Genomic DNA, 23474 nt, shown 5'->3' with positions numbered 1-23474 from the left:
TCGTCAGCCCTCGGTCGACTCAGACTCGGCCGCGGCCTCGTCCTTCTTCTCAGCCTTGTCAGCCTTCTTCTTCTGCGTGATGGCCTCGCCCTTGCCGTCCGACTCGCCACCGAGGGAGTCGAAGGAGGGACGGGCGGCCTTCGGCTCGGCCACGAGCAGCGGCGCCGGGGCGGGCTCGCCCTTGAACTTCTGCCAGTCGCCGGTCTTCTTCAGGATCGCGAGGACGGGCTCGGTCGGCTGCGCGCCGACGCCCAGCCAGTAGGCGACGCGCTCGGCGTCGACCTCGATGCGCGACGGGTTCTGCACCGGGTGGTACAGGCCGATCTCCTCGATGGCCCGGCCGTCACGGCGGGTGCGGGAGTCGGCGACGACGATGCGGTAGTGAGGCGAACGGATCTTGCCCAGACGCTTCAGCTTGATCTTGACTGCCACGGGAGTGGTGTCTCCTGGTCTTGACGGGTGGGCACGGGCGGGATGCCACGTGGGGTTGCGGTACCCGAGATGCCCGATGGACGCGTCAGCCGGAGGAGAGAGGGGTCCTGTGCGGCCGTCGAGTACAGCTAGTCATTGTGCCACATGGGACGGGGGCGCCCGAAACGTGTCCGGACGCCCCCGCACGGGTGCTGTCGGCGCCTGCCGCCGGGGCCGGTGCGGCTCCCGCCCGGCGCCCCGGCGCCCTCGGCGCCGCGTGCTGACTGCTCGGTGTTGCCGGCCGCCCGCGGCCCTCGCGGGCGGCCCGGCGGGCGGGCGCCTGATCGCCCGTCCCCGCCGCGGTCGCGCGGCGGTCGGGTCGGCCGTCCTGGCCGATCGCCGACCCGTGCGTCGCACGCCGAAATCTGTGGTGGTCCCCCTCGCTGAGCCCCGACGCCCCCTGCGTCGAGTCGGAGTCCGGTGACGTCCCGGGTGACGCCCCCACGTCACGCGTCGTCCGTCCCGCACTCCGAACGGTCCCGCCCGGCGCTCGCCGGCTGCGCGGTCCGCCCTCATTCCGTCGCCGTGACCGTCAGCCGGCCACTGCCACGGGTTCGGGGATGCGGAACGGCTTCCCGCACCCCCCGCAGACGATCGGCGCCTGCGCGAGGACCGACGGGACCACCCGGACGTTGCGTCCGCAGTCGCACACCGCCTTGACCCGGACCCCGCCCCCGGAGGAGCCGTGCCGGGCTGCCGGACCGCGGAAGGTGCGGGCCACGTTGTTGGACTCGGTCGCCGCCGTGTGCGCCTTGAGGGCGCGCTGGAGGCGTTCGATGGTCGAGCGGTACCGCTTCTTGGCCTCGGCGTTCAGGGTGACCAGGGAGAAGCCGCTGCTCGGATGCGGTTCGTCCGGATGGTCGAGACCCAGCTCCTCGGCGATCGCGAGGAACCTGCGGTTGTGGTAGCGGCCGGCGCGCGAGGTGTCGCGGACACCTCGTGCGGCGGCGATGCCGTGGACTGCCTCGTGGAGGAGTCGCTCGAAGGAGAGGGCGTGCCCGCAGGCGGACGACGACTCTCCGATCAGGGATTCGGGCGCGGCCAGATTCGGCAGCTCGGGGTGGTACCGCTGAATGTCGGCCCACGCGGCTGCCAGCTCTGCGGCGAGAACTGGTGGTGTCGTGCTCACGTCGTGACAACGAGCCGGAGTGCCTCTGTGTTCCTATTCCGGGCCATCGCAAATATTTTGCACGTACCCGTCAGTTTGCACTGTTCTGTGGTTCTTCCATAGCTGATCCACAGGGACCCCACCGGGTGCGCTGATCTGCGGATATGTAGGAAGAAGCGGGCACCGGCAGCAGCCCGCGCCCAGGGCGGCCCACCGGCTCCCCCGGTGTCGGGCACCGATCCCTTTCGGCCGTGCCGCACGTGCCCCGGGCAGGTGCGGACCGCGCGGTCGGCATGCGGTGGCATCGGGAGGGGCTGCTAGCTCCAGCCTATCGGGCGGCCAACTCGCCGCCGACCACGCGCGCTTGGGGCGGCGGGGAAACGCCAGGGGCGGCGGGCGCCCTCGCGCCCACCGCCCCGCGTCGTCCCGGCGGATCACCGCCCCCGGGTCACTTCATGAACTTCTTGAACTCGTCCGGCAACTCGAAGTCCTGCGGCACCTGCCCGGGCGCCCCGAAGGCGGCACCGGCCTGCTCGCGCCGGGCGGCCGCCTCCGCCTCCTCCTGCTTGCGCTTCATCGGGTTGCCGGAGCGCTGCTTGCCCTTGGCCGCCTTCGGCTTCTTCCGCTGGCGCCCCGGGCCGCCGCCCATGCCGGGGATGCCGGGCATCCCGGGCATGCCGCCGCCCTGGGCCATCCGCGACATCATCTTGCGCGCCTCGAAGAACCGCTCCACCAGGTTCTTCACCGCGCTGACCTCGACCCCGGAACCACGGGCGATCCGGGCCCGGCGGGAGCCGTTGATGATCGTGGGGTCCTGACGCTCCGCGGGCGTCATCGACTTGATGATCGCGGCAGTGCGGTCCACGTCCCGCTCGTCGAGGTTGTTGATCTGGTCCTTGATCTGCCCCATGCCGGGCAGCATCCCGAGCAACTTGCTGATGGAGCCCATCTTGCGGACCTGCTCCATCTGGGCCAGGAAGTCGTCGAGCGTGAAGTCCTTGCCCTTGCTGGAGGCGAGCTTGGAGGCCATCTTCTCGGCCTCCTGCTGCGAGAAGGTCTGCTCGGCCTTCTCGATCAGGGTGAGCACGTCGCCCATGCCCAGGATGCGCGAGGCCATCCGGTCCGGGTGGAAGGCGTCGAAGTCGTCCAGCTTCTCGCCGTTGGAGGCGAACATGATCTGACGGCCGGTGACGTGCGCGATCGACAGTGCGGCACCGCCGCGGGCGTCGCCGTCGAGCTTGGACAGCACGACGCCGTCGAAGCCCACGCCGTCGCGGAACGCCTCCGCGGTGTTGACGGCGTCCTGACCGATCATCGCGTCGACGACGAACAGCACCTCGTCCGGGGAGACGGCGTCCCGGATGTCAGCCGCCTGCTGCATCAACTCCTGGTCGATGCCGAGGCGTCCGGCGGTGTCGACGACGACGACGTCGTACTGCTTGGCGCGCGCGTACTCGATGGAGTCCTTGGCGACCTGCACCGGGTCGCCCACGCCGTTGCCGGGCTGCGGGGCGTACACGCCGACCCCGGCGCGCTCGGCGACCACGCTGAGCTGGTTGACGGCGTTGGGGCGCTGGAGGTCGCAGGCGACCAGCAGCGGGCTGTGGCCCTGGCCCTTGAGCCAGTGGCCGAGCTTGCCGGCGAGGGTGGTCTTGCCCGCGCCCTGGAGGCCGGCGAGCATGATCACGGTCGGTGCGGTCTTCGCGAACCGCAGTCGCCGGGTCTCGCCGCCGAGGATGCCGACGAGTTCCTCGTTGACGATCTTGATGACCTGCTGGGCCGGGTTGAGCGCCTGCGACACCTCGACGCCGGACGCCCGCTCCTTGACCTGCTTGATGAAGGCCCGCACGACGGGCAGCGCCACGTCCGCCTCAAGGAGGGCGATGCGGATCTCCCGCGCGGTGGCGTCGATGTCCGCCTCGCTGAGGCGACCCTTGCCGCGGAGGTTCTTGAATGTCGCTGCGAGGCGATCCTGGAGAGTGTCGAACACGGCGGTCGCGAATCCTCGGGTCGAAGGTGGCGGACAGGTCGTCCCCCAGGGTAATCGGTCCGACCCGCGACGGGCCCCTCCCGGGACGGGGTCACCCCCGCAACGCCCGCTCCAGCAACCGCGCCAGGTCGGCCGCCCGCTCCGCGGCCAGCGGCGCCCCGTCCGGATCGCTGACGTAGAAGGCGTCCACGGCGCTGGCGCCCAGGGTGCTCACATGGGCACTGCGCACCCGCACCCCGGCCCGCTCCAGCTCCCGGCCGATCCGGTGCAGCAGCCCGGGGGCGTCCTGGGCCCGGACCTCGATCACGGTCGCCCGGCGGGAGGCGTCGGCCACGACCGTCACCCGGGGCGGCGGGGTGACGACGCCCCGCCGGGGGCGGGCGGCGTCCCGTTCGGCGAGGCGGGCGCCCACGTCGAGCGAACCGTCCAGGGCGCGCACCAGGTCGGCGCGGAGCCGCTCGGCCTGCGGGAGGGACCCGTACTGGGCGGCGACCCGCCACTCCAGGAGCAGCACCGGATCGCCGGCCCCGTCCGCGGGGGGCGGGGCGGTGGGCGGGGTCAGGGTGCGCAGTTCCGCGGTGCGCACGGTGAGCCGGTGGGTGGCGAGGACCCCGGCGACGGCGGGCAGGACGCCGGGCCGGTCGACGACCGCGACCAGCAGTTCGGCGCCCAGCGGCTCGGAGCCCCCGGCCGGTTCCTCGGGCCGCGCGGCGGGCGGCTGCGGGGCGCGCAGGGCGAGCACCGGACCGCCGGTGCGGTGCGCTTCGACGGCGAGCCGTTCCTGTTCCGCGGTGGGCTCGGCCGGGCCGGCGGGCGGGGCGGGGGCGGACCCGTCCAGCCGCGCGGCGACCCGGCGCACCAGGTCGGCGACGAGGGTGGCGCGCCAGGCGGACCAGGCGGCGGGGCCGGTGGCGAGGGCGTCGGCTTCGGTGAGGGCGTGCAGCAGTTCCAGCGTGCCGGTGCTGCGGACGGCCCGGGCGACGGTGCCGACGGTGGCCGGGTCGTCGAGGTCGCGGCGGGTGGCGGTGTCGACGAGCAGCAGGTGGTGGCGGACGAGGGTGGCGAGGACCTCGGTGTCGGCGGGGGCGAAGCCGAGGCGGAGGGCGGTGTCGCGGGCGATGGTGGCGCCGGTGACCGCGTGGTCTCCGGGCCAGCCCTTGCCGATGTCGTGCAGCAGCGCGGCGGTGAGCAGCAGGTCGGGGCGGGCCACCCGGCGGGTGAGGGCGGCGGCGTGGACCGCGGTCTCGACGAGGTGGCGGTCCACGGTCCAGGTGTGGACGGCATTGCGTTGGGGCCGGCAGCGCACCCGATCCCAGTCGGGGAGGAGGCGGGTGACCAGGTTGCCCGCCTCCAGGGCCTCCCAGACCGCGACCGCGGGGCGGCCGGCGCCGAGGAGGGTGACGAACTGTTCGCGGGCTTCGGCGGGCCAGGGCACCGGGAGGGCGGGGGCGCAGCGGGCGAGGTGGCGCACCGCGTGCGGGGAGAGCGGCAGTCCGGCCTGGGCCGCCGCGGCGGCGGCGCGCAGCGGCAGCACGGGGTCGCGTTCGGGGCGGGCGCTGCGGGCGAGGGCGGCTTCGCCGTCGTGTTCCACGACGCCTTCGGCGAGCGGGGTGCGGGCCGGGTCGGGGGCCGTGCGGCGGGCGCCGAGGAGGGTGCGCGGCCGGGGGCGGGCGCTGCGGGCTCGGACCACCCGGCCGACCTCGCGCCAGGTGGTCTCGGTGGCGTAGGAGAGGACGCGGGCGGCCTCGTAGACCTGGCGCAGCAGGGCGTCGGCGTCCAGCAGGCCGAGGGCGGTGGCGACCTGGTCCTGTTCCTGGAGGGCGAGGCGGTCGGTGGCGCGGCCGGTGACCAGGTGGAGCGCGTCCCGGGCGTCGAGGAGGCGACGGCGGGCTTCGTCGAGCCCGTGGCGGGGGGCGTCGGCGAGCCAGGAGGCGGCGACCGCGGCCAGCACGGTGGCGTCGCGCAGGCCGCCGCGGGCTTCCTTGAGGTCGGGTTCGAGGAGGTGGGCGAGTTCGCCGTGGCGGGCGGCGCGCGCGGCGCACAGCTCCCGCAGCCGGGGCAGTCGGGTGGCGGCCCGGTTGCGCCAGTCGGCGAGGGCGGTGGTGCGGACGCGGGCGCTGAGGTCCGGGTCGCCGGCGAGGTGGCGGGCGTCGAGGAGGCCGAGGTGGACCTTGAGGTCGTCGGTGGCGGCGCGGCGGGTCTCGGCGGGGGTGCGCACGGCGTGGTCGAGGGCGAGCCCGAGGTCCCAGACGGGGTACCAGAGGCGGTCGGCGAGGGCGGCGGTGCGGCGCGGGTCGCCGCCCTCGTGCAGCAGGAGCAGGTCGAGGTCGCTGCGCGGGGAGAGCTCCCCGCGTCCGTAGCCGCCGACGGCGACGAGGCTGACGCCCCGTCGCTCGCCGGCGGCGGCGCCGAAGAGGGCGGCGAGCCAGTCGTCGGTGAGGGAGGAGAGGGCGGCGCGGCGTTCGGGTCCGGTGCGGGACCTGCCGTGCAGCAGGCGCACGCGGGCCGCCGCGTAGCCGCTGGGTGCGGGGCCCCCGGGGCCCTCGTGGGGCTCCGGGGTCGTGCGGTGCTGGTCCACGGTGGTCACCCAGCGGCTCCGTTCTCTCGTTCCCCCCACGGTCGTCCCTCCGGCCGGGGCCGGGTCACAGGGCGTCCGGGCCCCGTTCGCCGGTCCGGACGCGCACGGCGGTGTCGACGGGGACGGACCAGACCTTGCCGTCGCCGATCTTGCCAGTCCGGGCGGCCCGGACGATGACGTCGACGAGTTGGTCGGCGTCGTCGTCCTCGGCCAGCACCTCGATGCGGATCTTGGGGACGAGGTCGACGGTGTACTCGGCGCCCCGGTAGACCTCGGTGTGGCCGCGCTGGCGTCCGTAGCCGCTGGCTTCGGTGACGGTCAGCCCGTGCACGCCGAACGCGTGGAGGGCTTCCTTGATCTCGTCGAGTCGGTGCGGCTTGACGACCGCGGTGATGAGCTTCATGCGTCGACCTTCTCGTGGGACCCGGCGGGAGCGGTTGCGGTGCTGCGGGCGGGGGTGGCCTTCGGGGTGGCGCTGCCGCCGCCGGCGCCGCTGAAGTCGTAGGCGGTCTCGGCGTGCTCGGTGCGGTCGATCCCGGCGACCTCGTCCTCCTCGTCGACCCGCATGCCGATGGTCCGGTCGAGGAGCAGGGCGAGGAGCGCGGAGGCGACGAAGGAGTACAGGAGGACGCCCCCGACGCCAGCGAGTTGCTTCCCGAGCTGGTCGAACCCGCCGCCGTAGAAGAGGCCCTTGGCCTCGGACTGGCCGCCGCCGGTGGCGAAGAAGCCGACCAGGACGGAGCCGGCGATGCCGCCGACGAGGTGGACGCCGACGACGTCGAGGGAGTCGTCGTAGCCGAACCGGTACTTGAGGCCGACGGCCATGGCGCACAGCACGCCGGCGACGGCGCCGATGGCGAGCGAGCCGAGCGGGGAGCTGGAGCCGCCGGCGGGGGTGATGGCGACGAGTCCGGCGACCGCGCCGGAGGCCGCGCCGAGGGTGGTGCAGGCGCCGTGCCGCAGCTTCTCGTAGCCGAGCCAGGCCAGCATGGCGGCGGCGGTGGCCACCTGGGTGTTGACGAACATCAGTGCGCCGACGCCGTCGTCGTTGCCGAGCCAGGACCCGGCGTTGAAGCCGAACCAGCCGAACCACAGCAGTCCGGCGCCGAGCATCACGAGGGGCAGCGAGTGCGGGCGCATCGGGTCCTTCTTGAAGCCGACGCGCTTGCCGATGACCAGGATCACGGCGAAGGCGGCGGCGCCCGCGTTGATGTGCACGGCGGTGCCGCCGGCGAAGTCGATGACGCCCATCTCGAAGGCCCAGCCGCCGGTGCCCCACACCCAGTGGGCGACGGGGAAGTAGACGACGGTGGCCCACAGCGCGACGAACAGCGCCCAGGCGCCGAACTTGACCCGGTCGGCGAGGGCACCGCTGATCAGGGCCGGGGTGAGCACGGCGAACATGAGCTGGAAGACGGCGAAGACGTACACGGGGACGGTGTAGCCGTCCCACAGTTCGGTGAGTCCGATCCCGCTGAGGCCGAGGTACTCCGGGGACCAGCCGATCAGGCCGGCGCTGTCGGTGCCGAAGGCGATCGAGAAGCCGTACAGCACCCACAGCACGGTGACGATGCCCAGGCTGACGAAGCTCATCATCAGCATGTTCAGGGTGGACTTGACGCGGACCATGCCTCCGTAGAAGAAGGCGAGCGCGGGGGTCATCAGCATGACCAGCGCGGAGCAGATGAGCATGAACCCGGTGTTGGCGGCAGACAGCGTCGGGACGTCTGCGGCGAGCGGGATGCCTGGGGGCATCGGCGTCTCCTCGTCGTGGAGCGGACCCCGCGGGAGCGGGGTCGAGGGTGGCGTGAGGGGTGGCCGCGGGGGCGCCGGGGTGGCGTTGGTCGCCCTCTCGTACGCCGAAGGCTCGCGCGGCGCCGTTTCGGTGGATGCCGCGGGCTGTTTCACGCCGGTGACGAAGGGACCGGGGGTGTTACGCGTGGGTGAACGCCCCCGGACGGCGGGACCCGGGCCGGGGGCCGGGTCCCGCGCGGCCGGTCACACCGCTTCGGCGTGCTCCGGGAGCTGCACGGCGAGCCGCTCGGTGAGCTCGACGACCTCGCTGAGGTGGCCGTACTCCCGTACGGCGTTGTCGACCGTCTTGCGGATGCGGGTGTTGACCCGCTCCGACCGCACCCGCTTGGCGACCGCGAGGGCCTGGTCGGCGAGGTGGACGCTCCGCTCGGGCTCCTTCTGGAGGAGGTGGACGGTCGCCATGCCGATGAGGTTGAGCGCGTAGGACCGCTGGTGGTCGGCGTCGCGGGCGAAGAGGTCGACGGCCCGCTGCATCACCGGCTCGGCGAGCGCCGCGTAGGTGGGGCTGCGCCCGGCGACGTAGGCGAGGTCGCGGTAGGAGTGGGAGTTCTCGCCGTTCAGCTCGGCCTCGCTGAAGAAACCGATCCAGTCCGGCTCGGGCTCGGTGGAGTCCCGGGCGTCGGCGAAGGCGTCCTCGGCCATCCGCACGGCCCGCTTCACCTTGCTCGGCTGGCCCATGTTGGCGTAGGCGCGGGCCTCCATCGCATACAGCATCGACTGGGTGCGGAACCCGGCGCAGTCACGGCTGCCGTACTGGGCGAGGTGGACGAGTTCCAGGGCGTCGTCGGGTCGGCCGAGGTGGATCATCTGCCGGCTCATGCTGGACAGGATGTAGGAGCCGAGCGGCTTGTCACCGGCCTCCTTGGCGGCGTGCAGGGCGAGCACGAAGTACTTCTGGGCGGTGGGTTGCAGGCCCACGTCGTAGCTCATCCAGCCGGCGAGTTCGGCGAGTTCGGCCGCGACCTTGAACAGGCGCTTGCCGGTGGCCGCGGGTTGGGGCTCCTGGAGGAGGTCGGTGACCTCGTGGAGTTGCCCGACGACCGCCTTGCGGCGCAGCCCGCCGCCGCACTGGGCGTCCCACTGCCGGAACATCCTGGTGGTGGACTCCAGCAGGTCCAACTCCACCGCGGAGAGCCGCTGTCCACGGCGCAGGGTGGCGGGGTCGGGCTCCGGCTGGGGGGCGCTGGGGGTGGGCACCAGCCAGCGTTGCATGGGCTCGATCAGGGCGGGCCCGGCGGCCAGTCCGAGCGAGGCGCCGAGGAAGCCCCGACGGGCGAGCATCAGGTCGCTGCGGGAGAACTCCCCGATGAGCGCCACCGTTTGGGGTCCGGTCCAGGGGAGGTCGACACCGGCGACGGACGGCGCCTGGTGCGGGGTGCGCAGCCCGAGGTCCTCGACCGTCACCACGCAGCCGAACCGTTCGGAGAACAACTCGGACAGGATGCGCGGAATCGGCTCGCGCGGGTTCTCCCCGTCCAGCCACCGGCGCACCCGGGAGGTGTCGGTGGAAATGTGGTTGGCGCCCAATTCCCTTGCCCTGCGGTTCACTTGGCGCGCCAACTCGCCTTTGGACCAGCCACTTCGGGTAAACCACGAGCCCAGCATCTCGTTCGGGCGCTTCTCCCCGCTCGAACCGCCGTCACCGTTGCCGCCCACCGGAACGCCCCCATCCGTCACACCATGTGTCCGCCACTTCCAGCCCAAGCCCTATCAGGATGTCGCGCGCCCTCGCGCACCGTCGGACGTCCGTCACCCTTCGAACGGGGAGCCGACCGCGACCGTCCCGCCACCGGACGGGAATGCCCCCGGGAACCTCTACCGAAAGTAATCCGATGGTCACCCTACCGGGAGGCGGGCCGAGGAAACGCCACCATTCGCCACCCCTTCGCATGAACCCGACTACCTTTCCACACGCTTGACTTGACGCATGCGCGCCGGGAACGGCGGAGTGATGCGCACAGGGGCGCGGAATTCAGCGCGCACCACCGGACGTGCGCTTGAGCGCCGTCAGAAACCTCGTTTGACGGGGCATGACGAAGACGGATGGTGACGACACGAACCCATATCGTGATCGTCGCTTGACCCGTGACGTCGTAACCAGCGGCGGGCAGCACCTGTTGGAGGAGGCATGAACTTCACGATCGGCGGCATCCGTGACATCCGGTCGGGTTCGTGGCGCCGCGGACGCACCGGCGAGTGCACGGCGGCGGCGGAGTTCACCGGACTGTGGGGTTGGGACGTGGTGCCCGGTGCCCGGGCCACCGCGAACGGCTGCTCCTGCGGGCGCCCGCCGGTGGCCCGGGGGAGCGCCCCCGGCCCGCCGGGGGTCTGCCGCGCACCGGGCGCCCACCCCCTGGCCACCGCGCCGGTGGTCCCCGCCGGTGCCACGCTCGACGAGGTGACCCGCGTCTGGGCCGGCTTCCCGCACGCCACGCTCATGCTGCCGGTGGGGCGGACCTTCGACGTGCTGGAGGTGGGCGAGACCGCGGGCCGGCGCGCCCTGGTCCGGTTGGAGCGGATGGGGTTGCCGCTCGGCCCGGTCGTCGCCACGCCCCAGGGCCGCGCCCAGTTCCTGGTGGCCCCCGGGGCGGCGGTGGGCCTGCCCCGGCTGCTGTACCGCATGGGCTGGGACGGCGCGGCGCTCGACCTGCGCGCGCTCGGGCCCGGTGACCACATCACCGCACCGCCCTCCGACCGGGGCGGCCGCGGCCCGGTCCGCTGGCTCCGGACCCCCTGCTGGCGCACGGCCGGCCCGCCGGAGGCGCGCCTGGTGCTCGGGGCCCTCGGGCACGCGGCGCACCGCAGCCGGCGCTGACGGACGGCGGCGACCCCGCGCACGACGAGGGCCCGGCGGCGTCGGGGACGGACGGTCCGTCCCCGACGCCGCCGGGCCCGCTGGGCCGGCCGGCCAGCCGCACCGCGGCCGCCGTTACTCCCCGATAAGCGCATCCACGAACGCCTCGGGCTCGAAGGGTGCGAGGTCGTCCGCGCCCTCGCCGAGGCCCACCAGCTTCACCGGTACGCCCAGTTCCCGCTGGACGGCGATCACGATGCCGCCCTTGGCGGTGCCGTCCAGCTTGGTCAGCACGATCCCGGTGATGTCCACCACCTCGGCGAAGACCCGGGCCTGCACCAGGCCGTTCTGTCCGGTGGTCGCGTCCAGGACCAGCAGCACCTCGTCCAGCGGGGCGTGCTTCTCGACGACCCGCTTGACCTTGCCCAGTTCGTCCATGAGGCCGGTCTTGGTGTGCAACCGTCCGGCGGTGTCGATCAGGACGACGTCGGCGCCGTCCCGGATGCCCTCCTTGACCGCGTCGAACGCGATGGAGGCGGGGTCCCCGCCCTCGGGGCCGCGCACGGTCCGGGCGCCCACCCGCTCGCCCCAGGTCTGGAGCTGGTCGGCGGCGGCGGCCCGGAAGGTGTCGGCCGCGCCCAGGACCACGTCCTTGCCGTCCGCGACGAGCACCCGGGCGAGCTTGCCGGTGGTGGTGGTCTTGCCGGTGCCGTTCACGCCCACGACCATCACGATGCCGGGCGTGTCGAGCCCCGACTCGGTGTTGACGGCCCGGTCGAAGTCCGGCACCAGCAGGGTCAGCAGTTCCTCGCGCAGCAGGGCGCGCAGCTCCTCGGGGGTGCGGGTGCCCAGCACCTTGACCCGTTCGCGCAACCGCTCGACCAGTTCCTGGGTGGGCTGGACGCCCACGTCGGCGGTGAGGAGGGTGTCCTCGATCTCCTCCCAGGTGTCCTCGTCGAGGTGCTCCCGGGAGAGCAGGGTCAGCAGGCCCTTGCCGAGGGCGTTCTGGGATCGGGAGAGCCGGGCGCGCAGCCGCACCAACCGGCCCGCGGTCGGCTCCGGCACCTCGATCGACGGTGCCGCGGGCTCCTCGACCACGGGTTCCGCGGCGGGCTCGACCGCGGTCGAGGGCCCGGGCAACGGGACCTCGTCGACGGTGCGGCGGGGCTCCTCTCGGGGAGGCTCGGCCTCTTCGCCGACCCGGGGTTCGGCCGGCGGGGCGGTGAGGTCGGGTGTGCTCGGCGGCGGGGGCAACGGCCGCTTGCGGCGGCTGCCGACCACCAGGGCGCCGATCGTCCCGAGCGCCACCACGGCGATGACTACAGCAAGAATGACGATGTCCATAACGCCCTCCAGTATCGACCACCCGGGCCCGGTGGCGGGCGTAGGAAGCGATCCCGGCGGGCCGGCCGGCGCGTTGCCGCGGCAGAAAACCGGAAGACCCGCCGCCGCGGCCCGGGTTAGCGTCGCGGCCATGACCGTGGAGTACCGCACGATTCCCGAGACCGACCTCGACCGCGCCCTGGACCTTCACTACCTGGTCTTCCTGGAGAAGTCCCCGGAGGACGAGGCCCGCGCCGGCCACCGCGAGATCCTCGCCCGCTGCGAGCGCATCGGCGCCTACGAGGGCGAGGACCTGGTCGGGCTGCTGGCCGCCCACCACTTCGACCTGTCCGTCCCCGGCGGCGAGCTGCCCGCGGCGGGCGTGACCTTCGTCTCCGTCGCCCCCACCCACCGCCGCCGGGGCGTCCTCACCGGCATGATCGACGAGCTGTGGCGCCGCTGTGCGGCCCAGCGACGCCCGCTGGCGGCGCTGTGGGTGTCGGAGGCCACCATCTACGGTCGCTTCGGCTGCGACCCGGCGACCCGTGCGTACACGGTCACCATCGACGCCACCCATCCGCTGGACCTGCGGATCGAGCCCGACGACCGCCCGCTGCGCCTGGTGCCGTTCGCCACCGCGTCCGAGACGATCGGCGCCCTGCACGGGGCGGCCCGCCGGGAGCGGGCGGGCCGGGTCTCCCGGGACGAGTGGTGGTGGCGCACCCACGTCCTGCCGGAGACCTTCGAGGAGGACGAGGACATGTCGGAGCCCCGGGTGGTGACCCTGGGCGATCCGGGCCGGGCGCCGGCGGGGTACGTGGTGTACCGGACCAAGTCCGACGACGAGGGGCGCGGCACCGCCCACGTGGCCGAGCTGGAGGCGGAGTCCCCGCAGGTAGCGGCGGCCCTGTGGCGCTATCTGGTGTCGATCGACCTGGTGGACAGGGTACGGGCCTGGGGGCGTCCGCTGGACGACCCGCTGCTGCGTTTCAGCGCCGACCGCGACCAGGTCGACGTCACCCGCGAGTTCCCGGCGCTGTGGCTGCGGCTGGTCGACGTGCCGGCCGCGTTGGAGGGCCGCACCTGGTCGGCGCCGCTGGACCTGGTGCTGGAGGTGACCGACGCGGGGGTGCCCGACAACGCCGGCCGCTACCGGGTGACGGCGAAGCCGGACGGGGAGGCGCACCGGGCCCGGGTGACCGCCACCGGGGACGCGGCGGACCTGACGCTGGACGTCCGGGAGCTGGCCGCCTGCTACCTCGGCGACGCCGACCCGGCCGAGTTGCTGCGCGCGGGCCTGGTCACGGAGCACCGGCCGGGCGCGGCGGCCCTGTTCGGGGCGGCGTCCCGCACGGCTCTGCTGCCGCACACCTCGGACGAGTTCTGAGCGGGGTCCCGTGGCCGCCCGGGCCGCGGGACCTCAGCCCATCTCCTCCAGCGTCTTGCCCTTGGTCTCCTTGACGAACCGCAGCACGAACAGGATCGAGAGGGTGGCGAAGCAGGCGTAGATGACGTAGGTGGCGGAGAGGTTCCAGTCGGCCAACGAGGGGAAGGTCGCGGTGATGGCCCAGTTGGCGATCCACTGGGCGGAGGCGGCGACGCCCAGGGCGGCGGCGCGGATGCGGTTGGGGAACATCTCGCCGAGGAAGACCCAGACGACCACGCCCCAGGACATCGCGAAGAAGAAGACGAACCAGTGGGCGGCGATCAGCGCCACCCAGCCCTGGGTCTCCGGCAGCTTTCCGTCCACCAGGTCGTAGCTGAAGGCCCACGCCTCCGTCGCCAGCCCGATCACCATGCCGACCGAGCCGATGAGCGCCAGCGGACGGCGGCCGATCCGGTCCACGAAGATCATGGCGACGACGGTGCCCACGATGTTGATGATCGACGTGGTGAAGGAGTAGAAGAAGGAGTCCGTGGGGTCGACGCCGACCGACTGCCACAGCGTGGACGAGTAGTAGAAGGCCACGTTGATGCCCACCAACTGCTGGAACGCGGAGAGTCCGATGCCGACCCACACGATCGGCAGGAACCAGAACCGCCCGCCGAGCAGGTCCTTGAAGGTGGGCTTGTGCTCGCGGCGCAGCTTCTCCTCGATCTCGACGATGCGGGCGTCGAGGTTCCCCTCGTCCCCCTCGACCTCCTGGAGCACGGCGCGGGCCCGGTCCCGTTTGCCGACCGAGATCAGGTAGCGCGGGGACTCCGGGATGACGAAGGAGAGCAGCCCGTACAGCGCGGCCGGGACCACCATGACCCCCAGCATCACCTGCCACGCCTCCACGCCGAGCAGCTCGCCGCGCTGGTCGCCGTCGGCGGCCTGGAGGATGCCCCAGTTGACGAGTTGGGAGGTCGCGATGCCGATCACGATGGCGGCCTGCTGGAACGAACCGAGCCGGCCCCGGTAGGCGGGCGGGGAGACCTCGGCGATGTACGCGGGGCCGATGACCGAGGCCATGCCGATGGCGAAGCCGCCGATGATCCGCCAGAACGCCAGGTCGTAGAGGGCGAACGGCAGCGCCGATCCGATCGCGCTGATCATGAAGAGCACCGCGGCGATCTGCATGCAGCGGATGCGGCCGATCCGGTCCGCGATCCGGCCAGCGGTCGCCGCCCCGATCGCACAGCCGATCAGGGCGATGGCGATGACCTGGGCGAGCGCCGCCGAGCCGATGTCGTAGCGGTCGCGGATGGCTTCCACGGCCCCGTTGATGACGGAACTGTCGTAGCCGAACAGGAAGCCGCCCATGGCCGCCGACGCCGCGATGAACACCACGTGCCCGAGGTGTTCGGGGTGGGCCGCGCGGGGGTCGGACGGGTTCGCTGCACGGGTCACGTCTCACTGCTCCTCGGGCAGGCGGGGCGGGCGGGGCCCTTCCAGTGGGGCACAGGTCACGGCCGCCCACCACCGGGACGGCCCACCTGCCGCGGGACGGGTCCGCCGCCTCCCCTCAACGGGTGAACGTGGTCCGGCGCGTACCCGGTCGTCGCCGGTGCACACCGCCCGCCCGGCGGTCGGCGCTCCGGTTCAGCGCAGCCGCTGGCTGATGACCTTCGAGATGCCGTCGCCCTGCATGGACACCCCGTAGAGCGCGTCTGCCACCTCCATCGTCCGCTTCTGATGGGTGATGACGATGAGCTGGGACGCCTCCTGGAGTTCGCGCATGATGCCGATGAGGCGCTGGAGGTTGGTGTCGTCGAGGGCGGCCTCGACCTCGTCCATCACGTAGAACGGGCTGGGCCGGGCCTTGAAGATCGACACCAGCAGGGCGACGGCGGTCAGCGACCGTTCGCCGCCGGAGAGCAGGGAGAGCCGCTTGACCTTCTTGCCCGGCGGGCGGGCCTCCACGTCCACTCCGGTGGTCAGCATGGAGTCCGGGTCGGTGAGGACCAAGCGGCCCTCGCCGCCGGGGAACAGCCGCGCGAACACCCCTTCGAACTCCCGCGCGGTGTCCCGGTACGCCTCCGTGAAGACCCGCTCCACGCGGGCGTCGACGTCCTTGACCACCTGGAGCAGGTCGGTGCGGGTCTTCTTCAGGTCGGCGAGCTGCTCGCTGAGGAACTGGTGGCGCTCCTCCAGCGCCGCGAACTCCTCCAGGGCCAGCGGATTCACCTTCCCGAGCTGCTGATGGGCGCGCTCGGCGGCGGCGAGCCGCTTCTCCTGCTCGGCCCGGACGAACGGGCGCGGGCGGTTGCGCGGGTGGTCGGGGTCCTCGGGCGGTTCCTCGCCCTCGGCGGACGGGGACGGCGGCACCGGCCGGTCGGGGCCGTACTCGTCGACCAGCACGGCGGGCTCCACGCCCAGTTCCTCCAGCGCCCGGGTCTCCACCTGTTCGATGCGCAGTCGCTTCTCGGCGCCCAGCACCTCGCCCCGGTGCACCGAGTCGGTCAGCCGGTCCAGCTCGTCCTTCAGGGTGCGTCCGGTGTCGCGGGCGGCGGCCAGTTCCCGTTCCCCGGCGGCCCGGGCCCGCTCGGCGGCGCCCCGCTCCTCCTCCGCCCGGGCCAGGGACACCTCGACGTGGGCGAGGAGTTGCCGGGCGCCCGCGGCGACCGCGGCGGCCACGGTCGCCTCGTGGCGCAGCCGGGCGGCACGGCGCTCGGCCCGGGCCCGGGCCTCGCGTTCGGCGCGGGCCGCCCGGTCGAGGCCCTCGGCCCGCCCGGCCAGGCCCTTGACCCGCTCTTCGTGGGTACGGACCGCGAGGCGGGCCTCCATCTCCGTCTGACGGGCGTTCGCCCCGTCGGCGGCGAGCCGGTCGCGGGTCTGGGTGTCGGGCTCCTCGCCCTCCTCGGCGACGGCAGCGTCCTCCTCGGCGACGGCGAGGCGTTCGGCCACCTCCTCGGCCTCGGCCCGGGCTTCCTCGGACGCCTCCCGGGCCCGGTCGGCGGCGGCCCGGGCGCGGTCGGCCTCCTCGGCGGCCCCGCGCGCCCGGCCGGCGAGCCGACCGAGTTGCTGGGCGACGGAGGAGGCGGCACGGTCGGCGGCGCGCCGCTGCTCGGCGAGGTCCTCGACCCGGGCGGCGCAGGCCGCGCGGTGGTCTCGGGCGGCGTCGTGGGCCTCGGCGAGCGCCGCGCACCGGGCGTCGAGCGCGGTGAGTTCGGCCGCGGCCTCGGCCACGGACGCCTGCACCTCGATCAGGCTGGGCGCCCCGGCGGAGCCGCCGTGCGCGAGATGGGCTCCCAGGAGGTCGCCCTCGGCGGTGACGGCCACGAGTTCGGGGTGGGCGCGGACCAGGTCCTCGGCGTCGTCCAGGGTCGGCACGACGACGTAACCGGTGAGCAGGCGCCGCACCGCAGGCAGCAGTTCGGCCGGGCCGTGCACCAGGTCGGCCGCGTGCGGGGGGTTGCCGGGCAGTGCGGGACGGGGGGCCCGGGCCGCCGGTTCGGGAGCGTCGGCCAGCAGCAGGGCGGCCCGGCCGGCCTCCTGTTTGCGCAGGTGGCGCAGGGCCTCGACGGCCCGGGCCGGGGAGGTCACGGCAAGGGCGTCGGCGGCCGCGCCGAACGCCGCTGCCACCGCGACCTCGTGCCCGGGGGCGACCGTGAGGAGTTCCGCGGCGGGACCGAGCAGCCCGGGCGGGGCGTCCTGCGCGGCGAGCAGGGCGGCGGTGCCGTCCTTGCGGCGCAGTCCTAGGGCGAGGGCGTCGTGGCGGGCGGCGAGCGCGGCGCGCCGACGGTCGGCGTCGGTGGCCGCCTCCCGGGCCCCGGCGAGCGCGGTCTCGGCCGCGGCGAGGTCCGCGCGGGCCGCGGCGTGGCGGGCGGCGAGTTCCTCCTCCCCGGCGTGGTGGCCCTCGACCTCGGCGTGCAGCCGCTGGTGTTCGTCCCGGGCACTGGCGGCACGTTCCTGCGCGGCTTCGTGGGCCGCGGCGAGCCGGTCGATCTCGGCCGCGGTGGCGGCGGCGCGGCTGCGGGCGGCGCCGACCCGGGCGTTCAACCGGGCAAGCCCGTCCCTGCGGTCGGCGATGGCGCGGGCCACGTCCTTGAGGCGGCGTTCCTCGGCCAGCAGGGAGCCTTCGAGTTCCGCACGGTGGGCGACGGTGTCCTCCAGCGCTCGGGCGGCGGCTTCGAGGGCGGCGGTCAGTTCCGCCTCCTGCTCGCGGACGCGGGCGGCCTCGCGCTCCAGGTCCTCGGGGTCCCGACCACGGCGCTCCTCGGGCGGTGCCGCCCGGGCGCTGGTGACCCGGGCGTCGGCGAGGGAGACCGTGCCGCGGACCCGTTCGACGAGTCGGGAGAGGTCCACGTGGGTCTGCGCGGCGCGTTGCAGGCGGGGGGTCAGTCGTCGGACCCGGTCCTCCCACTCCCCCTCCCGCTTCGACGCGGCCCCGAGCTGTTCCTCGGCGGCCTCCTTGCGGCGCTTCAGCTCGGCCTCGTCCGCGATCTCGGTGGCGAGCGCCCGGCGCAGGGTCACCAGGTCGTCGGCGAGCAACCGGAGGCGGGCGTCCCGCAGGTCCGCCTGGATGACGGCGGCCCGGCGGGCGACGGCGGCCTGCCGGCCCAGGGGCTTGAGTTGGCGGCGCAGTTCGTCGGTGAGGTCCTGGACCCGGGCCAGATTGGCCTGCATGGCGTCGAGCTTCCGCAGCGCCTTCTCCTTGCGCTTGCGGTGCTTGAGGACACCGGCGGCCTCCTCGATGAAGGCCCGCCGACCGGAGGGGTCGGCGTGCAGCACGGAGTCGAGTTGTCCCTGGCCGACGATCACGTGCATTTCGCGGCCGATTCCGGAGTCGGAGAGCAATTCCTGGATGTCGAGGAGTCGACAGGTGTCCCCGTTGATCTGGTATTCGCTACCGCCGTTGCGGAACATGGTCCGGGTAATCGTCACTTCGGCGTATTCGATCGGCAGGGCGCCGTCGGAGTTGTCGATCGTGAGGGAGACTTCGGCACGCCCCAGCGGAGGGCGGCCGGTGGTCCCGGCGAAGATGACGTCCTCCATCTTGCCGCCGCGCAGGGACTTGGCGCCCTGCTCGCCCATGACCCAGCTCAAGGCGTCCACGACGTTGGACTTGCCGGAACCGTTCGGTCCGACGACGCAGGTGATGCCCGGTTCGAAGCGCAGGGTGGTGGCGGAGGCGAAGGACTTGAAACCGCGCAGGGTGAGGGCCTTGAGGTGCACGCCCCCGGACTCTACCCCTCCCCCTTAGGACGCCCCGTGAGGTGGAACGTCGAGGCGCGGGGGCGTCGCCACCGCACGGACGGAGGGCGTGCGCGTCCGGGACGCGATCCGATGGCGCGGTTTCACCGGGGAACCCGCAGGGCACATCAGACGGTAACGGTGAAGGAGGGGGGCCGGCCGGGGCCACATGACAGAAGGGACGCCGAAGCGTCCCTTGCAGATCGGGCGAGCGATCACGGTCTTGACGAGTGGGGCAGCCCGACCACGTGTCAGCGGGGCTCAGCAGGGTGGTCAGGTGAGCGCAGGCTCCGCCTGGGGTACGTCGATGCTCTTGAGGAGCGAGTCGCTGTCGTGAGAAGCGGCAGCCGCCAACGCGTCGTTCTCGGCCTGAATCCGTACGAGCTCGGACTCAAGGTCCTGGACGCGCTGCTGGAGCCGTCGCATCTCGGCGAGGAGTCGCGGGTCGGAGCCGCCGACGTAACCGAGAAGCGCCTTTGCCATGATGGATGGTCCTCCACAATGAGTGACCGACCGAAGCGGTGTGGGTCGAAGGATTCGCACCCGCGGTGCTTGGCACTCTTGAGTTTTCGCTGCCGTTCTTCCATGCCAAACAGCTAAGGTGCGCGGGGCTTCCAGAGTCTCACCAAAAAGTTTGACGGTCAACACGATCACGCCCCGTGCCGGTGGGCGGCCCGGGGGCCGACGGCCGCAGCAGAAGCGGCCGAGCACCGACCTGCGGGGCCCCGGGGGCGTGTCGATCATCGTCGCCGCGAGCCTGTCACGGCCGGCCCTCCTCGGCAACCACCTGGCACTTCTCCCCGCCGCCCCGCCCTCCGAGCCCCCGTTGCGGGGGCGTCCCGTTTCCCGGGCGGAGCAACCCCTCAGCGGATCGCGAAGCCGTCGTACCCGGCCCGCGGTGTGCCCCATATCTCCGTCACCCCGTCCACCCGGCCCGGCGTGTCGCCCGTCCTGAGCCATTCCAGGAGTGCCGTGCAGTCGCCCCGGGAGCCCTCGGCGACGACCTGCACCCGGCCGTCCTCCAAATTGAGAGCAAAACCACTCAGCCCCCCGATCTCCAATGCCCTGGCCCTCGTGTACCAGCGGAAACCCACTCCCTGTACCCGGCCGCGTACCCATGCGGTGAGCCGCACGTCTTCCGTCATGGCTGCACGGTAGCCCTCGAAATGCCCTATGGACACTTCGTCCACATCTGCCATGGGGTACCGTCCCGACGCAATGAGCCTCACCCGAATGGGGGAGTCGCATTGACCGCACGGAACGAAAGGCCGGGACAGGACATGGGACGCCACCGACGATCCACCGCCGGACCCACCCCCGGCGGTGACGGCTCCCCGCAGGGCGCGCCCGACCCGTGGTTCGGCCGGGGCACGCCCGATCCCGCCGCGCACCCCTCCCCCGACGACCCCGCCGGCGTGGCCCGCCCTTACGTGCCGCAGCCGGACGACGGCGGACCCGCGACCGCACGGGGGGACCACCCCGACCCGGCCGGCTACGGCGGCACCGACCACCACCGGTACGACGCCGTCTACGGCGGTTCCTCCGCCTACGGACGGGGCCTGGCCGGCTACGCGGGCAGCGGGAGCGGCAGCGCGGCGGACGGCTTCCCCGATCTGAGCGCCCCCGACGTCTTCTGGGCCGAAGCCGCCCGTCCGGAGCCCGAGCCGGTGGAACCGGTGACCGCGGCCCTGCCGCTGGTGCCGGGCCCCGAGGGTCGCTCCGCCGCACGCCGCAAGCCCCGGGGCCGGGTCTCCGCCCCGGTGCGCACCGGACTGCTCGGGGTGTCCGCGGCGGTGGCGCTGGGCGCGGTGGCCGTGGCCGCCGGGGTGCTGCCGAACGGCGACGCCACCAAGGTCAACGACGCGGCCGACCGGGTGCGCACCGGCGAGACGCCGAACGGGGTCGCCAGCAACGGCGGCACCAGCGCCACCCCGACGCCGTCCGAGGCGGTGCCCGCCCCGCCCTCGGCCCCGATGAAGCCGACCACGGACCCGGGCAAGCAGGGCGGGGCCGACCGGGAGCACCGGGAGGCCGCGAAGCCCTCGCAGGCGCCGCCGGAGCCCGCCGCCCCCACCGCGAAGGAACCCGCGCCGCAGCGGACCACCCCCGCCGAGCGTCCGACGACCGCCCCGGCGACGCCCCCCAAGCCCTCCACTCCGGCGCCGAAGCCCGCCCCGTCGACCCCGGTGGCGCCCCCGCCGGCCGCGGAGGTGCCGACCGGCGGCACCGCGGAGGCCCAGGTGCTGGCCCTGGTCAACCAGGAACGGGCGAAGGTCGGGTGCCAACCGCTCGGCGCCGATGACGAGTTGGCGCGGCTCGCGGAGGGCTTCAGCCGGGACATGGCCGCGCGGGGCTTCTTCGACCACACCGACCCGGACGGGGACAGTCCCTGGGACCGGGCGGCGGCGGCCGGCATCGACGGTCTCGGCGGGGAGAACATCGCCCGCGGCCAGGCGGACGCGGCAGCGGTGATGGATGCCTGGATGAACAGCCCGGGCCACCGGGCCAACATCCTGAACTGCGACTTCAAGACCCTCGGCGTCGGCGCCCACTTCGCCTCCGGCGGCCCCTGGTGGACGCAGAACTTCGGTTACTAGTGCCGTATCAGGCAACGTTCGCCCTGTCGTGACGTATGGCGCGGTTACTGCGGCGGGTGGCGCTGGGCGGTCAGAATGATCACGTGGCTGAACGCGTGCAGGTCCGTGAGATCGATGACGACGAGGGCAGTCGGCTGCTGCGGATCGTCCGCAGGTGTACCGGTTCCGTGGTGACCTGGCGGCGGGCCCAGACGGTGCTGCTGTCCGCCCAGCGCATGTCCGTGGCGAAGATCGCGGAGGGGTCGTTCACCAGCCCGGACCGGGTCCGGGATGTGATCCACAACTTCAACGTGGACGGTTTCGACTCTCTCTACCCGAAGTACCGGGGCGGCAGGCCGAGGACGTTCACCTTGCCCGAGCGCCGGGAGATCAAGAAGACCGCCAAGTCCAGGCCGGCCGAACACGGCTTGCCGTTCTCGACTTGGAGTCTGGCCAAGCTGGCCGACTTCCTGGTCGCCGAGGGGGTGGTCGACGACATCAGCCACGAGGGCCTTCGGGTCCTGCTCCGTGAGGAGGGCGTCTCGTTTCAACGCGTGAAGACCTGGAAGACCTCCCGCGACCCCGACTACGCCGCCAAGAAGGCAAGGGTCGAGCACCTCTACGCAATCGCCGACGGCGAGGTCATACCCGAGGAGGGCGAGCCCGACGTCGTCTACTGCCTGGACGAGTTCGGGCCGCTCAACCTCCGGCCCCGCCCCGGCCGCCAGTGGGCCGAACGCGGCGGCCGGCACAAGGACCCCAACCGCGAACCCCGGCCCCGGCTACGGGCGACCTACACCCGCCCGCACGGGGTGCGGCACCTGTTCGCCGCCTACGACCTCGGCAAGAACCGGCTCTACGGCCACATCAAGAAGACCAAGAACCGCTCCAAGTTCCTGGAGTTCTGCCGCTACCTGCGCTCGCTCCACCCGATCGACGTGCGCATCGCGATCGTCTGCGACAACTACTCACCGCACCTGACGACCAAGCGGTGCCAGCGTCTCGGAGCCTGGGCCGCGGCGAACAACGTCGAGATCGTTTACACCCCGACCAACAGCTCCTGGCTCAACCGGATCGAAGCCCAGTTCACCGCCCTGCGCTACTTCGCCCTCGACGGCACCGACCACCCCAGCCACAAAGCCCAAGGCAGCATGATCCGCCGCTACATCATCTGGCGGAACAAGCACACCGCCGATCAGCGGCTACGCGAACTCGTCACCAGGGCGAACGTTGCCTGATACGGCACTAGGCCTCACCCCGTGGTGCGGGGCGGCCGCTGGCAGCGGGGGCAGTAGTAGCTGGAGCGGTTCATCCAGGCCCGGCGGGCGACGGGGGTGCCGCAGCGGCGGCAGGGCAGCCCCTCCCGCCCGTAGGCGTCCAGGGAGCGGTCGAAGTAGCCGGACTCCCCGTTCACGTTGACGTAGAGGCTGTCGAAGCTGGTGCCGCCGACGGCGAGGGCCGCGTTCATGACGTCCCGGACGTGACCGAGCAGTTCGGTGGTGCGGGGCGCGGTGAGGGTGGCGGTGGGACGGTCGTAGTGCAGCTTGGTCCGCCACAGCGCCTCGTCGGCGTAGATGTTGCCGACGCCGCTGATCAGGGACTGGTCCAGCAGGGCCCGCTTGACGGTGGTGCGCCGGCGGCGCAGTGCCGTCCGGAAGGCGGCGTCGTCGAAGAGCGGGTCGAGCGGGTCGCGGGCGATGTGCGCGATCACGTCCGGCAGGCCGTCCGCGGTGGTGTCGTGCAGGCTGAGCCCGCCGAAGGTGCGCTGGTCGACGAAGCGCAGCTCGGTGTCGGTGGGGTCGGCGAAGCGGACCCGCAGCCGAAGGTGCTTCTCGTCGGGGGCGGCGTGCGGTTGGACCAGCAGTTGGCCGCTCATGCCCAGGTGGGCCAGGACGGCGGTGTCGGAGCCGGTGGGCTCCGGACCGTGCAGCGGGAGCCACAGGTACTTGCCCCGGCGCTGCGGGACGCCGATGCGTTCGCCGACCAGGCGGCGCGCGAAGTCCTCGGCCCCAGCGAGGTGCCGGCGCACGGCGCGCGGATGGCGCACCTCGACCTCGGCGACGGTCCGTTCGGCGACCCAGCGGGCCAGTCCCCGCCGCACCACTTCGACTTCCGGCAGTTCGGGCATGGGCGCGTCCTCGGTCGACGGTGGGGTGCGGACGGCGTGAGCGCCCGCCCCCTCGGGGGCGGGCGCTCACGA

Annotated in this window: 17 protein-coding genes; 4 read left to right on the top strand and 13 right to left on the bottom strand. The window is 73.2% G+C overall.

Features of this window, described 5'->3' with window-relative positions; translation table 11 throughout:
- Positions 1 to 3: 3 nt before the first annotated feature.
- The 7 genes from rpsP to nsdA form a co-directional block, all read right to left on the bottom strand.
- Entirely contained in the window at positions 4 to 432 is a 429-nt protein-coding gene (gene rpsP / locus ACSMX9_RS22425) for a 30S ribosomal protein S16 (protein ID WP_445396392.1), read from the bottom strand.
- A 571-nt stretch (positions 433 to 1003) separates the two neighbouring features.
- Positions 1004 to 1600 carry a hypothetical protein gene (locus ACSMX9_RS22420; protein ID WP_445396390.1) on the bottom strand — a complete coding sequence of 199 codons (597 nt, stop codon included), beginning with the start codon at positions 1598 to 1600 and terminating at the stop codon, positions 1004 to 1006.
- A gap of 427 nt (positions 1601 to 2027) precedes the next feature.
- Positions 2028 to 3569, bottom strand: coding sequence for a signal recognition particle protein (gene ffh / locus ACSMX9_RS22415; RefSeq protein ID WP_351248873.1), 1542 nt, complete (start codon positions 3567 to 3569; stop codon positions 2028 to 2030).
- 91 nt (positions 3570 to 3660) lie between these two features.
- On the bottom strand, positions 3661 to 6147 hold the full coding sequence (locus ACSMX9_RS22410) for a [protein-PII] uridylyltransferase (RefSeq protein WP_445403065.1): 2487 nt from the start codon (positions 6145 to 6147) through the stop codon (positions 3661 to 3663).
- Between the two features lie 64 nt (positions 6148 to 6211).
- Positions 6212 to 6550 carry a P-II family nitrogen regulator gene (locus ACSMX9_RS22405; protein WP_445396388.1) on the bottom strand — a complete coding sequence of 113 codons (339 nt, stop codon included), beginning with the start codon at positions 6548 to 6550 and terminating at the stop codon, positions 6212 to 6214.
- Complete coding sequence (locus ACSMX9_RS22400; protein WP_445396386.1) at positions 6547 to 7902, bottom strand: ammonium transporter; 1356 nt, start codon at positions 7900 to 7902, stop codon at positions 6547 to 6549. Before ACSMX9_RS22400 ends, ACSMX9_RS22405 begins: the two co-directional genes overlap by 4 nt.
- A 243-nt stretch (positions 7903 to 8145) precedes the next feature.
- Positions 8146 to 9618, bottom strand: coding sequence for a transcriptional repressor NsdA (gene nsdA / locus ACSMX9_RS22395; RefSeq protein WP_351248890.1), 1473 nt, complete (start codon positions 9616 to 9618; stop codon positions 8146 to 8148).
- A gap of 472 nt (positions 9619 to 10090) precedes the next feature.
- Between nsdA and ACSMX9_RS22390 the strand changes: the two genes are divergently transcribed.
- Complete coding sequence (locus tag ACSMX9_RS22390; RefSeq protein WP_445396384.1) at positions 10091 to 10777, top strand: bifunctional DNA primase/polymerase; 687 nt, start codon at positions 10091 to 10093, stop codon at positions 10775 to 10777.
- Positions 10778 to 10891: 114 nt separating this feature from the next.
- On the opposite strand, the gene ftsY is transcribed toward ACSMX9_RS22390, so the two are convergent.
- Complete coding sequence (gene ftsY, locus ACSMX9_RS22385) at positions 10892 to 12100, bottom strand: signal recognition particle-docking protein FtsY (protein WP_445396382.1); 1209 nt, start codon at positions 12098 to 12100, stop codon at positions 10892 to 10894.
- Positions 12101 to 12230: 130 nt separating this feature from the next.
- On the opposite strand from ftsY, the gene ACSMX9_RS22380 reads away from it, so the two are divergent.
- A complete protein-coding gene (locus ACSMX9_RS22380; RefSeq protein ID WP_445396380.1) occupies positions 12231 to 13466 on the top strand; it encodes a GNAT family N-acetyltransferase in 1236 nt (411 codons plus the stop codon).
- Between the two features lie 33 nt (positions 13467 to 13499).
- Here the strand turns inward: ACSMX9_RS22380 and ACSMX9_RS22375 are convergent, their stop codons facing one another.
- The 4 genes from ACSMX9_RS22375 to ACSMX9_RS22360 all read right to left on the bottom strand — a co-directional run bounded on the left by ACSMX9_RS22375 (position 13500) and on the right by ACSMX9_RS22360 (position 19843).
- Positions 13500 to 14912, bottom strand: coding sequence for a sugar porter family MFS transporter (locus ACSMX9_RS22375; protein ID WP_445396378.1), 1413 nt, complete (start codon positions 14910 to 14912; stop codon positions 13500 to 13502).
- Between the two features lie 192 nt (positions 14913 to 15104).
- The gene (smc, locus tag ACSMX9_RS22370) at positions 15105 to 18680 is read right to left on the bottom strand and encodes a chromosome segregation protein SMC (RefSeq protein ID WP_445396376.1); all 3576 of its coding nucleotides are present in this window, start codon (positions 18678 to 18680) and stop codon (positions 15105 to 15107) included.
- Positions 18681 to 18971: 291 nt separating this feature from the next.
- Positions 18972 to 19181, bottom strand: coding sequence for a hypothetical protein (locus ACSMX9_RS22365; protein WP_389894231.1), 210 nt, complete (start codon positions 19179 to 19181; stop codon positions 18972 to 18974).
- Positions 19182 to 19561: 380 nt separating this feature from the next.
- The gene (locus ACSMX9_RS22360; protein WP_445396374.1) at positions 19562 to 19843 is read right to left on the bottom strand and encodes an acylphosphatase; all 282 of its coding nucleotides are present in this window, start codon (positions 19841 to 19843) and stop codon (positions 19562 to 19564) included.
- Positions 19844 to 19978: 135 nt separating this feature from the next.
- Here ACSMX9_RS22360 and ACSMX9_RS22355 point away from each other — a divergent pair, with 135 nt between their 5' ends.
- Both ACSMX9_RS22355 and ACSMX9_RS22350 read left to right on the top strand, forming a co-directional pair.
- Positions 19979 to 21295 carry a CAP domain-containing protein gene (locus tag ACSMX9_RS22355; protein ID WP_445396372.1) on the top strand — a complete coding sequence of 439 codons (1317 nt, stop codon included), beginning with the start codon at positions 19979 to 19981 and terminating at the stop codon, positions 21293 to 21295.
- A gap of 83 nt (positions 21296 to 21378) precedes the next feature.
- Positions 21379 to 22512, top strand: coding sequence for an IS630 family transposase (locus tag ACSMX9_RS22350; RefSeq protein ID WP_445396370.1), 1134 nt, complete (start codon positions 21379 to 21381; stop codon positions 22510 to 22512).
- 14 nt (positions 22513 to 22526) lie between these two features.
- Here ACSMX9_RS22350 and mutM read toward each other — a convergent pair whose 3' ends face one another.
- On the bottom strand, positions 22527 to 23402 hold the full coding sequence (gene mutM / locus ACSMX9_RS22345; protein ID WP_445396368.1) for a bifunctional DNA-formamidopyrimidine glycosylase/DNA-(apurinic or apyrimidinic site) lyase: 876 nt from the start codon (positions 23400 to 23402) through the stop codon (positions 22527 to 22529).
- Between the last annotated feature and the right edge of the window lie 72 nt (positions 23403 to 23474).

The sequence above is a fragment of the Streptomyces sp. LE64 genome, from assembly GCF_052606915.1.
The sequence above is the reverse complement of the archived record's forward strand: the minus strand, read 5'-3'. Positions and strand labels throughout refer to the sequence as shown.

Bases quoted from the DNA above. Each gene is read 5' to 3' on its own strand.
- ACSMX9_RS22380 (WP_445396380.1), top strand. From the start codon at position 12,231: ATGACCGTGGAGTACCGCACGATTCCCGAGACCGACCTCGACCGCGCC.
- ACSMX9_RS22390 (WP_445396384.1), top strand. From the start codon at position 10,091: ATGAACTTCACGATCGGCGGCATCCGTGACATCCGGTCGGGTTCGTGG.
- ACSMX9_RS22365 (WP_389894231.1), bottom strand. From the start codon at position 19,181: ATGGCAAAGGCGCTTCTCGGTTACGTCGGCGGCTCCGACCCGCGACTC.
- ACSMX9_RS22400 (WP_445396386.1), bottom strand. From the start codon at position 7,902: ATGCCCCCAGGCATCCCGCTCGCCGCAGACGTCCCGACGCTGTCTGCC.
- ACSMX9_RS22355 (WP_445396372.1), top strand. From the start codon at position 19,979: ATGGGACGCCACCGACGATCCACCGCCGGACCCACCCCCGGCGGTGAC.
- mutM (WP_445396368.1), bottom strand. From the start codon at position 23,402: ATGCCCGAACTGCCGGAAGTCGAAGTGGTGCGGCGGGGACTGGCCCGC.
- ACSMX9_RS22360 (WP_445396374.1), bottom strand. From the start codon at position 19,843: ATGACGGAAGACGTGCGGCTCACCGCATGGGTACGCGGCCGGGTACAG.
- ftsY (WP_445396382.1), bottom strand. From the start codon at position 12,100: ATGGACATCGTCATTCTTGCTGTAGTCATCGCCGTGGTGGCGCTCGGG.
- ACSMX9_RS22405 (WP_445396388.1), bottom strand. From the start codon at position 6,550: ATGAAGCTCATCACCGCGGTCGTCAAGCCGCACCGACTCGACGAGATC.